Below are 13,278 nucleotides of genomic sequence, written 5' to 3'. Positions count from 1 at the left end.
CGTGTAAATACGTGCGGATGTTGGCAAACATGCCCCGTTGATGCAAGACATTCCGGCCCTAAAAAACCGTTATCTCCATGCAATTTACGCATATACGCATTATTACCGACGGGTTCCCGGCATTTTCGCAATCAATTCAGGGGTTACGCGGGCGTAATGCCACCGCCGGGCAGGCCCTTTTTTCCGCCGGACGCACGGTGGGGAATTTAGTGATCGCCTCATACCCCGTTACCGGCATCACCGGATAGGCTGGCACATACCGTTTGTCAGACAAACCAAACGAACTGGCCCGCAAGCCAGAGCGTTTTTGCCAGATACGCCGATGCGCATCAGACAAATTCACATCAGGATCATCAATCAGAAAAATGGCATCGCGTGCCAGGCGGTCATTATATTTATGGGCGGAAGGCAACCAGGCGGCCAGTTGTTTGCGCATTTCGCCTGGCGAGGGCAGCTTTTTGGTGCGGGTGACAAAATAGTTCATTTTTTCGATCAACGGTGCCAAATTCCCCGGCGGAGCCCCGCCATGTGTGGCACGATCAATAAAAAAGGCCACATCAATTTCCGTCGGATCGCGTTGAATAACCGGCTTTAAGGCCTTGTATATTCTGAAAAACCGCTGCACCTTGCCGCCATCGGCATTGGCGGCCTCATAGACCATACGATAGGCTTCCTGCACCTCATGCAGTGCGCCATAACGGGCAAAGCGTGCGCGCAAATCCTCTCGCCTTGCGGGGTTGGCCCAGGCGGCACATAAAATGGTTTCCACGCTGGCTTCATCGCCCAAAACCAGGCGGCGCATGGTATCGGCCTCCGGCCCGAAAACCGTTTGCAACAGGCCGGGATGGGCCTTTTCGGCCAGCACGATAATCTGTTGAATTTCAGCCCCGTGGCCTGCGGTGGCCCCGCGCGGCCCCCATGTCAGATAGGACGCCTTGTCGTTGGAATAACAATAAGGGTCGCCTTCGATATATCTTTTGCCGGTGGAAGGATTGCGCGACTGGCAAAAGTTAAATTGCACACGATCATAATCCGTGCCTTCCAGCGCAAAGGTCAGTTGATTGGCCCGTTCAATGGCATCGGGATAAGGCATTATGTCGGGCATCAGGGATCGCCACAGGCCAATGGTAATAACACCGTCGCTTTCTGGGGGCTCGCCCCCTGCCCCGGTGGTCAGGTCGGGGCGGCAGGCGATATAATCCTTGATGGCCTGCACGGTATTTGCGCCAATCGCCCCGTCGGGCGTGCCATAACTTGCCGGGGTCTTTTTCCGGCATTGGGCTGCGGCCTGAAACAGGCGCTGCTGAAAGGCCGACACAATGCTGAACTTGCCCACCGCCAAAGGCCGACCCTCATATTCGTAGAGAATTTGATGCGGGTCCGCCAGGCGCGCCTGCGCTGTTACCGACCCAAAGACCGGCGAAAATAACAGCCCCAGAATGGCAAAAATGCGCACACCCTTAATTGTCGACCTCCTGACAGGATGAAAATGGATTGTCCCGATCAGACTCAATCCTGTCACAGAGATAGCAGGCCTGCAATTTTCAGCAATGCTCAACTGGATATATGGTCAATCATTTGCCTCGACCGGAGCTTGTGGCAGGGTTAGCACCGCCTGAAAACCGGCCTCCTGCCCCGGAATGGGCGAGGCATAGGAAAATGTGCCCCCGGCCTGCTCGATCAGGGCAACCACGATCGATAATCCCAGGCCCGAACTTTCCGGGCTGTTGCCATGCCGGGCAAAGCGGCGCGTCAGCTTTGCCAGAATATGCGGCGGCACCTTATCGCAGCTATTTTCGACAATCAGGCGATGGGGGCCTTCGACCCTCACCTTTACAGGCACACTGACATCGCCATGCACCAGCGCATTTTCCAACAGATTACCCACACAAATGCCAAAGGCATCCGGGTCCATTGGCGCACGCAAGGGCAACCCGTGCCGATGCAGCAAAACTGTATTTTTAAAGCGCCCGCTGCGATGAATATCCTCGATCAGCATATCAATGATCGGATCAAGTTCCTGAACCTCGTGGGTTTTGCCAAGGCCGGATTCCGCCCGCGACCATTGCAGCAGTTTTTCCGACAAACGGCGCAAGCGGCCCAGCGACCTTTCAATCAGCATGGCGCGGTCGCGATGCGGGCTTTGCGCCGGAAGCTCGGTCAATAATTGCTGGGTTTGGGCCAACATACTGGCAATAGGGGTGCGCAATTCATGCGCACTGTTTGAGGCAAAGGCGCGTTCGGCATTCATCGCGGCACGTAAACGGTCCAACAGCAAATTCACATCCTGCCCCATTGCGGCGAGTTCGCCGGGCAAATCATCAATGGCAATGGCCTCCATATTCCCCGCCCCGCGCCGGTCCAAATCCTGGCGGAAACGGTAAACCGGGCGCATACCGGCCCGCACACTAAACCAGATCACCACCAGCAACACCGGCACCAGCACAAACAATGGCAGCAAAATGGCCATTGCACTTTCAAAGGTGGCCTCGCGCCGGTGCGCCAACGGTTCGGCCACCTGCATGTATAAACTGCCACCCACGGTGGGTTCGGAATAATACCGAAAGGTGTCATCCTGCCAGAAACCTGCCATCAAAGGGGCGGCAAAGGGCGTTTCCAGCGCATTGTCCGACCGCAGCAACACCCGGCCTGACGCATCGCGGATTTGATAGATAATATATTCTTCCGGGTCTGCATCGCCATTGTCATCCGGGCTGGCGGGGCGTGCGGTGCGCGCCGGAATATGGGTGATTTTGGAATTTGACGGACGGTCCATCAAAAATTCGACCGCCAGCGGCAAATTGCCCTGAACGGTTTCGCGCAGGCCACTGTCAAAGGATTCGGTTAATTCATCATGGATCACATAGGCGGCCAGTGCCGCCGCAATGGCCCAGCACAAACTGACCCAGACAACAACCCGGATCATGATACCGGCTGTCAGGCTTTTGAAAAAACCACCAAACATGCTCCCCTACCCCTCCAGCCGATAACCAACACCGCGCAGGGTGCGGATCAGATCGCTGCCGATTTTCTTGCGCAGGCGGCTGATATAAACTTCCACTGTATTGCTTTCAATCTCGGCACCAAATTCATAAAGCGAATCTTCTAGCTGGCGCTTGGACAGGGTGGCGCCGGGCTTATGAGCAAACTGCTCCAATAACGCCCATTCCCGCCCGGTCAGTTCCACCGGCTTACCGGCAACAAAAACCAGCCTGCGGGCCAGGTCAATTTCCACATCACCAATGTGCAATAACGGGTTGGGATTACCGCTATAACGCCGGGCCACTGCGGCCAGCCGGGCAATCATTTCGCCCAGATCAAACGGCTTGACCAAATAATCATCCGCGCCAGCATTGAGCCCGGCAATACGATCCGAGATTTTGTCCTGTGCAGTCAGAATAATGCAGGGTGTTGCATCGCCCCGCTGGCGCAGCGCGCGCAACATGGCAACGCCATTGCCATCGGGCAGGTTGATGTCGAGCAAAATCACATCATAACGGGTTGATTTCATCGAAAGCTCGGCATCTTCAAGGTTCTCAACCCAGTCTGCGGCATAGCCTTCGGAAACCAGATGATCGCGCAGGGCGCTGCCCAGTGTTTGCTCGTCTTCGATTAGCAGCAGTCTCATTCCCCACCTCGATCCTTTGTGCCCGCTGTCTCTAACCTTTGAAACTGACAATTTGCTGAACGATTAACCGGCACGTTCAGCCTGCTGTCAGCAAAGGTTGGCACCTTCCCGATCCACGAGTTTTTCACATTCCGGGTAACGATACACGATGAAAAACAGGATTTTGGTCGCAGCGATACCATTCGTCACCGGCATGCTTCTGACAGCTTCGGCGCGGGCCGATGAAAATATCTGCAAGGCGCCGATGGATCAGTGGCAACCGCGCGAAACCCTGCAGCACAAGCTTGAGGGTCAGGGCTGGCAGGTCGTGCGCATAAAAACCGACGAGGGCTGCTACGAGGTTTATGCCACCGATGCGCAGGGCAAAAGGGTTGAAGCCTATTTTGACCCGCGCAGCCTTGAACCTGTCAAAGTGCAGGAGGGGTAAGATGAACGAAACAATCCGGGTTTGGGACCCGTTGGTCCGAATTTTTCACTGGAGCCTGGCCACCTGCTTTGCTGTTGCCTGGATATCAGCCGAAAACTGGGATTCCCTGCATGAAAAAACCGGTTATGTCGCCCTTGCCCTGGTGGTCTTTCGCCTGCTTTGGGGGCTGATCGGCCCGCGCTATGCCCGTTTTACGCAATTTGTCCGCCCGCCCCGCGATGTGCTGGCCTATTTGCGTGCCATCGTGACGGGCCATGAAAAACGTTATGTCGGCCACAATCCGGCTGGCGGGGCCATGATTTTACTGTTGCTGGGCCTGATGGCGGCAACCGGGGCCACTGGCTGGCTTTATAGCACGCCCTCCTATCATGACTGGCACTGGATCAAGGAAGTGCATGAATTTCTGGCAAACAGCCTGATGGTTTGTGTGGGCCTGCATGTGGGCGGCGTGTTGCTAGCAAGTTTGCGCCATCACGAAAACCTGGCCCGGTCCATGATCAATGGACGCAAACGCCCGCCCGAACCCGGCGATATCGGCTGAGACCCCGGTAGTGACACGGGCACGTTTCAGCCCCGCGCTGCCAGCGACCTAAACCAACAACCGAACTCTTTGAAAATCCCCCTGCCCGCTTACGGGCGACTGCCCACGGATGTTCCCGATGAATTTTTCAGACTGGCGCAAAAATTTCCGCCTTCCTGCCCTTGATTATCGCATCGCACTCATGTTGGTCGTGCTGTATTTTACAGTCACTTTTAACTGGGGATTATTGCGCCATTTTTACGCGATCCTGTCGCAAATGCAGGATTATGATCCGCTGTTTGCCGCAACCGCCCCGCTGGTGGTGATATTGGCACTCACCCTGGTTTTTGTGCCCTTCAGCTTCAAATATATTTTCAAACCGGCGATGGTTTTCTTTATCGTGACCGCTGCTGTTGTCAATTATGCCATGCAGCATTACGGCATTGTCTTTGACAAGACGATGTTTACCAATTTCGCCGATACCTACCCGGCCGAAGCCCTTTCCTATGTCAGTGGCAATTCGGTTTTCTGGGTGGTGACAACCGGCATTTTACCTGCCGCCATCCTGATTGCGATGCCGATCAAATACCCCAAATCCGTTTTTGTCGGTCTGGGCCAACGCTTGGTTATCCTTACCCTGGTCCTTGCCTGTACCGGGCTTTTGGGCGCGGGATATTATAAAAATTACGCATCCATTGGCCGCAACAACAAAATCCTGGGCAAGGAAGCCATGCCGTTCAACTATGTTGTTGCCGGTCTCCAATACGGTAAAATGCAATACAGGGCACATTTCATCCCGTTCCAGACCATTGGCGAAGATGCCAAACATCACCCGGCCTCCGGCAAGCCAAACCTGGTGTTTCTCGTCATTGGCGAAACGGCCCGTGCGGAGAATGTCGAACTGGATGGTTACAAGCGCGATACGTCGCCCTTTACCCGCAACATTCCCGGACTGGTCAGTTTCGAGCATGTCAGTTCGTGCGGTACCGCAACGGCCATTTCCGTGCCCTGCATGTTTTCCGACATGACACGGGCCAATTTTGACGGCACCTATGCCTCCAAACGCGAAAACCTGCTTGATATTGTCGCGAAAACCGGGGTTTCGGTGTTCTGGAAGGAAAATGACGGCGGCTGTAAGGGGGTGTGTGACCGTATCCCCAATATCGAGCTGTCATCAGACATGTATCCTGACCTGTGCAATGGGCACACCTGCCTGGATGCCGCCATGTTGCAGGACATCGACCCGGAAATGGCAAAAATGAAACCGGGCGACAAGCTAATGATCTTTCACATAATCGGCAGTCACGGCCCAACCTATTACCAACGATATCCGCAGGATTTCCGCACCTTCACCCCGGATTGTCCGCGCAGTGACATTGAAAATTGCAGCCATCAGGAACTGGTCAACAGTTACGACAATTCCCTGCGTTATACCGATTATGTCGTCTCGCAACTGATTGCCAAACTGCAAACCCTGTCTGACGATTACAATCCATCCCTGCTTTACATTTCGGATCACGGTGAATCTTTGGGGGAAAACGGCCTTTATCTGCACGGCGCGCCCTATATGTTTGCCCCCTCACAGCAAACTCATGTGCCCATGTTCATGTGGATGGCAAAACAGACGGAAGAAAGCAAAAATATCAATCCGGCCTGTGTCAGCAAAACCGCCAGGGATGACACCTATTCACAGGATAATCTGTTTTCAACGGTGCTGGGATTGCTGAATATTTCAACCAGCCTGTATCAAAGCAACCAGGATATACTGGCGAAATGTGAAACGCCGAGTACCCGTACCGCTGCCAATAGCTCAACGCTGCCGGTTATGCAGTAAACTCCCCCATAACCTGGCAAAAGCAGGGCCGGTTCACCTCACGCTCGCGGTGAACCGGCCTTGTGCGTTCAAGAACTTCTTAAAGCTGCCTGATTTTACCAGTAGTGCTGAAAACAGTTTTCAAAAGGCGAGACAAAAACGGGACACATCCATGAGCAAAAAGCCGGTTCGCCCCAAATTTAACGACATGAGCACGGACGCCCAGAAACAATATGTCAGCGACATGATCATGATTGTCTTGGGCATATCGGCATTTTTACTGTTTGGGGTCCTGATCGCCTATGCCGCCCTGCAGGTGGTCTCGCAGGGTTTTATGGTTTACTGTTTCATCTTTGTGATCGGGGCCAATATTGTCCTGAAATGTTTGCAGCCCCTCATTTTAAAGGTCATGCAAAACAGCAACTGACCGGGAAGGCCCCATGAATACATAACCCTGTCAAGGGCATGACATCACGACCTTCCCCGATCACAACCGATCAAACACCGGCGCATTGGTCGCCGATGGAAACAGGCTGGCGCAATTGCGACAGGCAATATGTGCCAATGGCGGCAAAACCCAATGCCTCGTAAGCACGGCGCGCCGCCGGGTTATTGGTAAACAAAACGGCCTGTTTGACGCCCCGCGCCCGGGCGGCCAGCAGGCAACGCCCAACCAAAAACCGGGCATAGCCCATATTGCGATAAGCCGGCGGCGTCCAGACCGGGCCAAGCTGCACGGCTTCAGGCAAACGGGCATTAAATCCGGCAAGTGCCACCGGCTGGCCATCAACAAACAAAACCCACCAGCAACGCTCCTCCAGGGCATTGACCACACGCGACGCCACACGGCCGTCCAATGCCAGGTTTTCCTCGGCATTCAGGGCCTCGATCTCGTATTGCCGCATCCAGCGCAGCAAGGTCGCCCGGTCCATACGGGCGGCATCCTCGACCTGATAACTGTCCCCCAGCGGATGGACCACTGGTTTTACGGCATCCAGGGCCAGTGTATAGAGGGTTTCATCATGATTAACGGCAAAGGCTTCCGATGGCAGGTCAAAGGCGTTATGGAGCTTTTTGGCCGCCTTTGACGGCCCCAAAACCCCGGCAATCCGCCCAGTCAACCGGTTGCGACAATAGGCAACAAGTTCGGTCAGGGCATGATCCGGCACCATATCCCCGCCCCCCTGAACCAAAATGTTTCCGGCCTGCATATGGGCGATGACGGCGCAAATATCGCCAGTTTCTGAAACGGCACCATAATAATCGGCGGACAAACGATTATTGTTGCGTCGGCCCATACCAGCAGCACGCAAATTACTGCGCAAAAACATTGTGCTGCTGGTATGGGCCGACAAAAAACCCTCAAGTGCTGGCAGGTCCTGTTGTTGTAATAGTCTGTATTGCATTGTGGTCTCCGCATGTTTGCGTGGATGAAAATATATAGGCCCAAATAGAAAAAGCCCGCTGGCGAACCAGCGGGCTTTTGAAATCGCGATTGCGTATAGCTGCCGGTTAGCGCTTCGAGAACTGGAAGCTACGGCGGGCTTTGGCTTTACCGTATTTCTTACGTTCAACTGCACGCGAGTCACGGGTGAGGAACCCACCAGCTTTGAGGACTTTGCGCAGTTCCGGCTCGAAATTGATCAAGGCACGGGAAATACCATGACGAACGGCACCGGCCTGACCGGAAAGACCACCACCAACAACAGTACAGAACACGTCGTACTGGTCGTTACGGGCAGCAGCACCGAACGGCTGGTTGATCAGCATGCGCAGAACCGGGCGACCGAAATAGTTTTCGAATTCGCGACCGTTAACGGTGATCTTGCCCGAACCGCGTTTGATCCAGACACGGGCAATGGCGTTTTTACGACGGCCGGTTGCATAGGCACGGCCCAGTTCGTCGATCTTCGGTTCCGGCAGGGTGCTTTCAGAAGCAGCGGCCTGTCCAGCCGGCGCCAGATCCTTGAGATCTTCAAGAGTTTTGGTGTCGGCCATTATTTCGCGCTCCGCTTATTCTTTTCGTTCAGTGCCGTTACATCCAGCACTTCCGGCTGCTGCGCTTCATGCGGATGATCGGTACCGGCATAAACGTGCAACTTGGTCATAACCTGGCTGCGCAGCGGGCCGCGGCTCATCATACGCTCAACAGCTTTGATGATCACGCGTTCCGGATGTTCGCCGCCCAGGAGCTTGTCCATGGTGCGTTCTTTAATACCGCCCGGATAACCGGTGTGCCAGTAAAACTTCTTGTCGGTCAGTTTACGGCCGGTCAGTTTTACTTTTTCGGCATTGACGATAACAATGTGATCGCCACAATCCATGTGCGGGGTAAACATGGCTTTGTGCTTGCCCCGAAGACGATTGGCAACGATTGCAGCCAAACGACCGAGAACGACGTCTTCAGCGTCGATCACGAACCATTTGCGCTCAATGTCGCTCGGTGTCGCAGTGAAGGTTTTCATAAATTCTTTACCTGAAACTGGTTTTCACGGAGGGAATCGCCCCTCGCTGAAAGTGGGCGCAGTATGCCAATTTTTACCGGGAAAGCAACAGGAATAATTCGTTATAAAACAACAACTTATATCTTTTGGTATTATTTTACCACACAATCGCAAGCTTTTTTATCCTGCTGTGCCCGCCGGCGGCATCGCATAGGTCCCAATAACATGGGCACACAGGGCATCATCCACAGCGGATCGAATGTCGCACTGCGCAACAAGCAGCCGCTTTCCAGCCTTTAAAATACTGGCTTCCGCAATCAGATCACCCGGCTTTGCGCCGGATAGAAAATGCACCGTGATCTCACTTGTAACTGCATGATCGGCAACCGGCGCCACCATCCAGGCAACCGCATACAGCGCAATATCAGCCAGGGCGAAAATGGCTGGTCCGCAAACCACGTTGCCAGGGCGAATGTAACGCGGGTTAAACGGCAACCTCAACCGCGCAACGCCGTTGGCAAGACTTTCCGTAACAACCCCCATATCGCCAACAAAGGGCACCTTTTCGGCCATAATGCGATCAAAGTCCCGCATGCTGATACCGCCTGCACTTCCACGATCCATGATCACGTTTCTCCCTGCTGAATCCTGACATCACGTCATTTTATTATTAACGTTTACGTTAACGTAAGAACACAGCAAGGTCATGCAGGAATTTCAGGTGGCACCGTCGTTGCCCCCAAAAACACAAACGGCGATACCTTAAAAAGTACCGCCATTCAAAATGATGCGCCTTGCCAACATGACAGGACAGATCAAAACAGTGAATAAAGCTCGATCGAGGTCAGCACCAAAACATAGCCAACCGCAACCGCCGCAATCATATAGGCACCGATCCGGGGTGCCCAAAACTCCACCCCTTTGCGCTTGGGCGGTTCTGCCTTTTTCTGTGCCTGGGCAGCCAAGCCTTCAAGCGCAGCATAACTTTCCGGGGTTGCCCGCCGCCGCCCCGTCTGGACAAGGTCCACGGGCGCACCAGGCTCTCTTTTGGGGGGGCGCGGCGTACCCGGTTGTCTGTCGGGTAAGCGCAATCCATGCTGTTCAATTGGCATATTCGTCAAATCCGGGTTAGCATCAAATGCAGACAAGGCAGCTTTTGGCTCCTGGGTAAATCGCGACAATAAATCATCGGTTTTCACATGCTCCGTCTGTATCTGTGTCGCCATATCGGGTTTCTCACCCGTGCCTACAAGCCCATCAGCCCCCGGAACGGTATTTGTCGATATGTCCGTGGCTGGACGCGGACGTGCCGCATCGTCCGTTTTCCATTCAAAGGCACTATTTCCCACGTCACGACCTGCTCCGCCTGCCGTTTCCTCACGGCCCTGGGCAGATTGCGGCGCATCCATTTCCCAGACATATTGATCCGGGTTCGGTGCTGCCTTCGGCGTGGGCTCCGGGCCAATCCGGGTAACATTAATGCCCTTGGCCGCCAAACGCTCGATCGCGGCGGCCTTTTTGGTTTCAAGTTCTTCTTCAATCACTTCAGGGCGGTCATAGCGGTTCATGGAAGAGCGTCTGGCAGGGGATATCACCCGGCGCGCTTCTTGTATCCGGCGGTTGGAAACATATGCCGACGGCGCCACATCCTGCGGCCCCCGCTCGGGTTGATCGCGCTGTTCCATGTCGTACACCTGATGCCAGCAGCAGTTAGCATGTTCAGACAAACTGGCGGACAAGTTGTTTTGTCACGACAGTCTGACCGAAGTGGTAACGGCAACCATGATTTCCATGTTATGACATTCGTATAAGAACTTGCAGTAAAATTTGCATTCGGGAGGAAAAAATGATCCAAAAAGATGAAAATACCGAAAAATACATCGTCCGTGAGGATAGTGGCGCAGTATCCATACTAACTCTGAATCAACCTCGACAAAGAAATGCCCTATCCTCAAAGATGATGTCGGCGCTTATTTTTGAATTAAATGACATTGCGGAGTCGCCGAATATTCGCGCAGTGATCCTAGCGGCCAATGGGCCAGTCTTTTGCGCCGGGCATGACTTAAAAGAATTAAAAAGTATTTCGAGTTGTGACGCCCATGCTGCCCTGTTTGCCCAATGCAGCGAATTAATGATGCGAATAGTTACCCTGCCCCAGCCCGTTATTGCCCGTATACATGGCATGGCAACAGCAGCAGGGTGCCAACTGGTCGCAAGCTGCGACCTGGCTGTTGCCAGCGAAACGGCAAAATTTGCCACACCCGGGGTCAATATCGGCCTGTTTTGCTCTACGCCAATGGTGGCCCTGTCGCGCAATATTGCCCGCAAGCACGCCATGCGCATGTTACTGACTGGCGACCCCATTTCCGCCGAACACGCCTGGCAGATGGGGCTGGTTTCCGATGTTGTCACAGAAGACACGCTTGAAAGCGCAACACGCGACCTTGCTGCGCGCATTGCCGAAAAATCGGGTTCAACGGTTAAAATCGGCAAGGAAGCCTTTTATCGCCAAATCGAAATGCCGCTGGCAGCAGCCTATGATTATGCCTCATCCGTCATGACCACCAATATGCAAACCCGCGATGCCGATGAAGGAATTGGGGCCTTTGTTGAAAAACGCCATCCAACATGGCGGCATGAATAATACAGTATTTTGAAGCGATTTTTCTTTAGGTCGCGCTGCCTGCAGGCAGCCTTGTTGCCCGCTGTATCATTGCCCCGTCATTAATCCGCCATTGACGCCTCCATGACGGGGCAGCCCCGGTTTACGCAACCATATATGCCACATTTATAATGCCCGGAAACGGTCAAATACCGTATCATAAATGATCATGAATACGGGACCAATGGGGGAAGCTGTGACAATTGAATTATGGGTTACATATGCGCTGGCCTGCAGCATTGTACTGGCCATTCCCGGCCCGACCATCATGCTGGTGGTCAGCTATGCCCTGGGCAAGGGACGGCAAACGGCCTGGGCCACGGTGCCAGGTGTGGCATTGGGCGATTTTACCGCCATGACCCTATCCCTGCTTGGCGCGGGCGCCGTGTTGTCCGCCTCGGCAACGGCGTTTGGGATTCTCAAACTTGTTGGGGCCGGATACCTGATATATCTGGGCATCAAAATGTGGCGAGAAAAACCCCATAGCCTTGAAGATTCCAAAGAGGCACGGCGCAACCGCCCGTCCCGCATGTTTTTGCATGCCTATATTGTCACCGCGCTCAATCCCAAGGGCATTGTTTTCTTTATTGCCTTTGTCCCGCAATTCATCGTGCCGCATCAGCCGGTCGCCCCGCAATTTAGCGTTCTGATCGCAACCTTTGTCGGGCTGGCGATGATCAATGCGCTGCTATGGGCGCTGGCAGCTGGCACCATGCGGGAAAAATTTCGCAGCCCGCGCGCCCTGCAAATCATGGGGCGGGCTGGTGGTTCGGTTTTGATTGCCGCCGGGCTGATGACGGCCCTTGTGCGCCGCGCAAATGCCGCGACCTGAAAAACAAAAACCGCGAACGTTTTACCGACCTGCGGCACGGGCACGCGCCCCTGCCCGGTTACGTCGGCGCGAGGATGATCCCGCCATATTGGGATCATCCCTATTGCGCCAATTTTCCCAAAACTGTTTGATGATCGGGAACAGGGCAATCAAGACACCAGCAATCAAGACAATCCAGGCCGGACGTGGCGGATACATCCAGTAAAAATTGGCCTGCAAAACCCGCAGGGGCGGAACACCGGTTGCCAGGGCAAACCAGGCATATTCAATCGCGACTGTGCCGATGGCGGCCACAATCGCCAACCCCAGCAGGGTGAAGGGCGACTTCATTTTCCAGTTCATTTTACTGGCAACCCTTGAGAGCATCAGCCACAGGTAAAAACCGGCCATCAGCGTTGCTTCGGTAACATCTGCCTTGGACTGCATGAAAAAATGCAAAATACCCAAGGCCGCGATGACGTAACTTGCCTTGTGCAACCGGCCCCAGTTTCGCCCCAACCGCCGCATCATGCCATTGGTCGAGGTAATGCCAAGTACAACAAGGCCCATGACCGCAACAAAACCGATGGTCAGATAAATCCGCACGACAATTTCGGTCGCAATGCGCGAGATATCAAAGGACTGATCAATACAATACAGCAACAAATGACACAGCGCATAGCCCAGTGCCGCCAATCCGACCATGCGCCGTACCAAAACCACCCTGGCAAATTTCGTCACACGCCGGAATGGCGTGATGGCAAGCGAAATCAGCAGCATGCGAATGGCCCAGTCCCCTGATCCGTGGATGGCATCCTTGATCGGCAAAGACACCCCATCATGAAACAGAACCGGCCACAGCACGACACATCCCGGCACAAGGATGGCGATGAAAACCATCAACTTGAAACTGGAAAAACGACCGGAATGATCAAGCCACGGGAACATGGGCTTCCCTTCTGTGATGGTTTAA

The 13,278-nt window shown here is 54.2% G+C and carries 15 protein-coding genes; 6 read left to right on the top strand and 9 right to left on the bottom strand.

Features of this window, described 5'->3' with window-relative positions:
- Positions 1 to 136: 136 nt before the first annotated feature.
- Genes LF95_RS06085 through LF95_RS06075 form a run of 3 tightly spaced genes read right to left on the bottom strand, consistent with a single transcriptional unit; the run spans position 137 to position 3,628 of the window.
- Positions 137 to 1,522 carry a hypothetical protein gene (locus LF95_RS06085; RefSeq protein ID WP_215905652.1) on the bottom strand — a complete coding sequence of 462 codons (1,386 nt, stop codon included), beginning with the start codon at positions 1,520 to 1,522 and terminating at the stop codon, positions 137 to 139.
- A gap of 48 nt (positions 1,523 to 1,570) precedes the next feature.
- The gene (locus LF95_RS06080) at positions 1,571 to 2,965 is read right to left on the bottom strand and encodes a sensor histidine kinase (protein ID WP_073954127.1); all 1,395 of its coding nucleotides are present in this window, start codon (positions 2,963 to 2,965) and stop codon (positions 1,571 to 1,573) included.
- A 6-nt stretch (positions 2,966 to 2,971) separates the two neighbouring features.
- On the bottom strand, positions 2,972 to 3,628 hold the full coding sequence (locus LF95_RS06075) for a response regulator (protein WP_073954126.1): 657 nt from the start codon (positions 3,626 to 3,628) through the stop codon (positions 2,972 to 2,974).
- Positions 3,629 to 3,776: 148 nt separating this feature from the next.
- Here LF95_RS06075 and LF95_RS06070 point away from each other — a divergent pair, with 148 nt between their 5' ends.
- The 4 genes from LF95_RS06070 to LF95_RS06055 all read left to right on the top strand — a co-directional run bounded on the left by LF95_RS06070 (position 3,777) and on the right by LF95_RS06055 (position 6,815).
- The gene (locus LF95_RS06070) at positions 3,777 to 4,055 is read left to right on the top strand and encodes a PepSY domain-containing protein (RefSeq protein ID WP_073954125.1); all 279 of its coding nucleotides are present in this window, start codon (positions 3,777 to 3,779) and stop codon (positions 4,053 to 4,055) included.
- Between the two features lies 1 nt (position 4,056).
- The gene (locus LF95_RS06065; RefSeq protein WP_073954124.1) at positions 4,057 to 4,596 is read left to right on the top strand and encodes a cytochrome b/b6 domain-containing protein; all 540 of its coding nucleotides are present in this window, start codon (positions 4,057 to 4,059) and stop codon (positions 4,594 to 4,596) included.
- A 118-nt stretch (positions 4,597 to 4,714) separates the two neighbouring features.
- The gene (locus LF95_RS06060) at positions 4,715 to 6,409 is read left to right on the top strand and encodes a phosphoethanolamine transferase (RefSeq protein WP_073954123.1); all 1,695 of its coding nucleotides are present in this window, start codon (positions 4,715 to 4,717) and stop codon (positions 6,407 to 6,409) included.
- A 151-nt stretch (positions 6,410 to 6,560) separates the two neighbouring features.
- Positions 6,561 to 6,815, top strand: a complete 255-nt coding sequence (locus tag LF95_RS06055) for a hypothetical protein (RefSeq protein WP_073954122.1) — start codon at positions 6,561 to 6,563, stop codon at positions 6,813 to 6,815.
- A 70-nt stretch (positions 6,816 to 6,885) separates the two neighbouring features.
- Here the strand turns inward: LF95_RS06055 and LF95_RS06050 are convergent, their stop codons facing one another.
- From LF95_RS06050 to LF95_RS06030, 5 genes are all read right to left on the bottom strand, one after another.
- Positions 6,886 to 7,794, bottom strand: coding sequence for a GNAT family N-acetyltransferase (locus LF95_RS06050; RefSeq protein WP_073954121.1), 909 nt, complete (start codon positions 7,792 to 7,794; stop codon positions 6,886 to 6,888).
- A 106-nt stretch (positions 7,795 to 7,900) separates the two neighbouring features.
- Positions 7,901 to 8,386 carry a 30S ribosomal protein S9 gene (rpsI, locus tag LF95_RS06045; protein ID WP_073954120.1) on the bottom strand — a complete coding sequence of 162 codons (486 nt, stop codon included), beginning with the start codon at positions 8,384 to 8,386 and terminating at the stop codon, positions 7,901 to 7,903.
- Positions 8,386 to 8,853 carry a 50S ribosomal protein L13 gene (gene rplM / locus LF95_RS06040; protein WP_073954119.1) on the bottom strand — a complete coding sequence of 156 codons (468 nt, stop codon included), beginning with the start codon at positions 8,851 to 8,853 and terminating at the stop codon, positions 8,386 to 8,388. The genes rpsI and rplM overlap by 1 nt, the downstream gene beginning before the upstream one ends.
- Positions 8,854 to 9,012: 159 nt before the next feature.
- Positions 9,013 to 9,456, bottom strand: a complete 444-nt coding sequence (locus tag LF95_RS06035; RefSeq protein ID WP_073954118.1) for a PaaI family thioesterase — start codon at positions 9,454 to 9,456, stop codon at positions 9,013 to 9,015.
- A gap of 191 nt (positions 9,457 to 9,647) precedes the next feature.
- Positions 9,648 to 10,400, bottom strand: a complete 753-nt coding sequence (locus tag LF95_RS06030) for a hypothetical protein (protein WP_143181951.1) — start codon at positions 10,398 to 10,400, stop codon at positions 9,648 to 9,650.
- 278 nt (positions 10,401 to 10,678) lie between these two features.
- Here LF95_RS06030 and LF95_RS06025 point away from each other — a divergent pair, with 278 nt between their 5' ends.
- Positions 10,679 to 11,476: an enoyl-CoA hydratase gene (locus tag LF95_RS06025; RefSeq protein ID WP_073954116.1), complete on the top strand. Its 798-nt coding sequence runs from the start codon at positions 10,679 to 10,681 to the stop codon at positions 11,474 to 11,476.
- Positions 11,477 to 11,690: 214 nt separating this feature from the next.
- Positions 11,691 to 12,326 (top strand): LysE family translocator, encoded by a 636-nt coding sequence (locus LF95_RS06020; protein ID WP_073954878.1) that lies wholly within the window; start codon positions 11,691 to 11,693, stop codon positions 12,324 to 12,326.
- 21 nt (positions 12,327 to 12,347) lie between these two features.
- On the opposite strand, the gene LF95_RS06015 is transcribed toward LF95_RS06020, so the two are convergent.
- Positions 12,348 to 13,253 carry a protein-methionine-sulfoxide reductase heme-binding subunit MsrQ gene (locus LF95_RS06015; protein ID WP_073954115.1) on the bottom strand — a complete coding sequence of 302 codons (906 nt, stop codon included), beginning with the start codon at positions 13,251 to 13,253 and terminating at the stop codon, positions 12,348 to 12,350.
- Between the last annotated feature and the right edge of the window lie 25 nt (positions 13,254 to 13,278).

The organism is Thalassospira sp. TSL5-1 (assembly GCF_001907695.1).
Lineage (GTDB): Bacteria > Pseudomonadota > Alphaproteobacteria > Rhodospirillales > Thalassospiraceae > Thalassospira.
The sequence above is the reverse complement of the archived record's forward strand: the minus strand, read 5'-3'. Positions and strand labels throughout refer to the sequence as shown.

Bases quoted from the DNA above. Each gene is read 5' to 3' on its own strand.
- rpsI (WP_073954120.1), bottom strand. From the start codon at position 8,386: ATGGCCGACACCAAAACTCTTGAAGATCTCAAGGATCTGGCGCCGGCT.
- LF95_RS06050 (WP_073954121.1), bottom strand. From the start codon at position 7,794: ATGCAATACAGACTATTACAACAACAGGACCTGCCAGCACTTGAGGGT.
- LF95_RS06015 (WP_073954115.1), bottom strand. From the start codon at position 13,253: ATGTTCCCGTGGCTTGATCATTCCGGTCGTTTTTCCAGTTTCAAGTTG.
- LF95_RS06075 (WP_073954126.1), bottom strand. From the start codon at position 3,628: ATGAGACTGCTGCTAATCGAAGACGAGCAAACACTGGGCAGCGCCCTG.
- LF95_RS06060 (WP_073954123.1), top strand. From the start codon at position 4,715: ATGAATTTTTCAGACTGGCGCAAAAATTTCCGCCTTCCTGCCCTTGAT.
- LF95_RS06065 (WP_073954124.1), top strand. From the start codon at position 4,057: ATGAACGAAACAATCCGGGTTTGGGACCCGTTGGTCCGAATTTTTCAC.
- LF95_RS06030 (WP_143181951.1), bottom strand. From the start codon at position 10,400: ATGAACCGCTATGACCGCCCTGAAGTGATTGAAGAAGAACTTGAAACC.
- LF95_RS06080 (WP_073954127.1), bottom strand. From the start codon at position 2,965: ATGTTTGGTGGTTTTTTCAAAAGCCTGACAGCCGGTATCATGATCCGG.
- LF95_RS06035 (WP_073954118.1), bottom strand. From the start codon at position 9,456: ATGGATCGTGGAAGTGCAGGCGGTATCAGCATGCGGGACTTTGATCGC.
- LF95_RS06070 (WP_073954125.1), top strand. From the start codon at position 3,777: ATGAAAAACAGGATTTTGGTCGCAGCGATACCATTCGTCACCGGCATG.
- LF95_RS06025 (WP_073954116.1), top strand. From the start codon at position 10,679: ATGATCCAAAAAGATGAAAATACCGAAAAATACATCGTCCGTGAGGAT.
- LF95_RS06055 (WP_073954122.1), top strand. From the start codon at position 6,561: ATGAGCAAAAAGCCGGTTCGCCCCAAATTTAACGACATGAGCACGGAC.
- rplM (WP_073954119.1), bottom strand. From the start codon at position 8,853: ATGAAAACCTTCACTGCGACACCGAGCGACATTGAGCGCAAATGGTTC.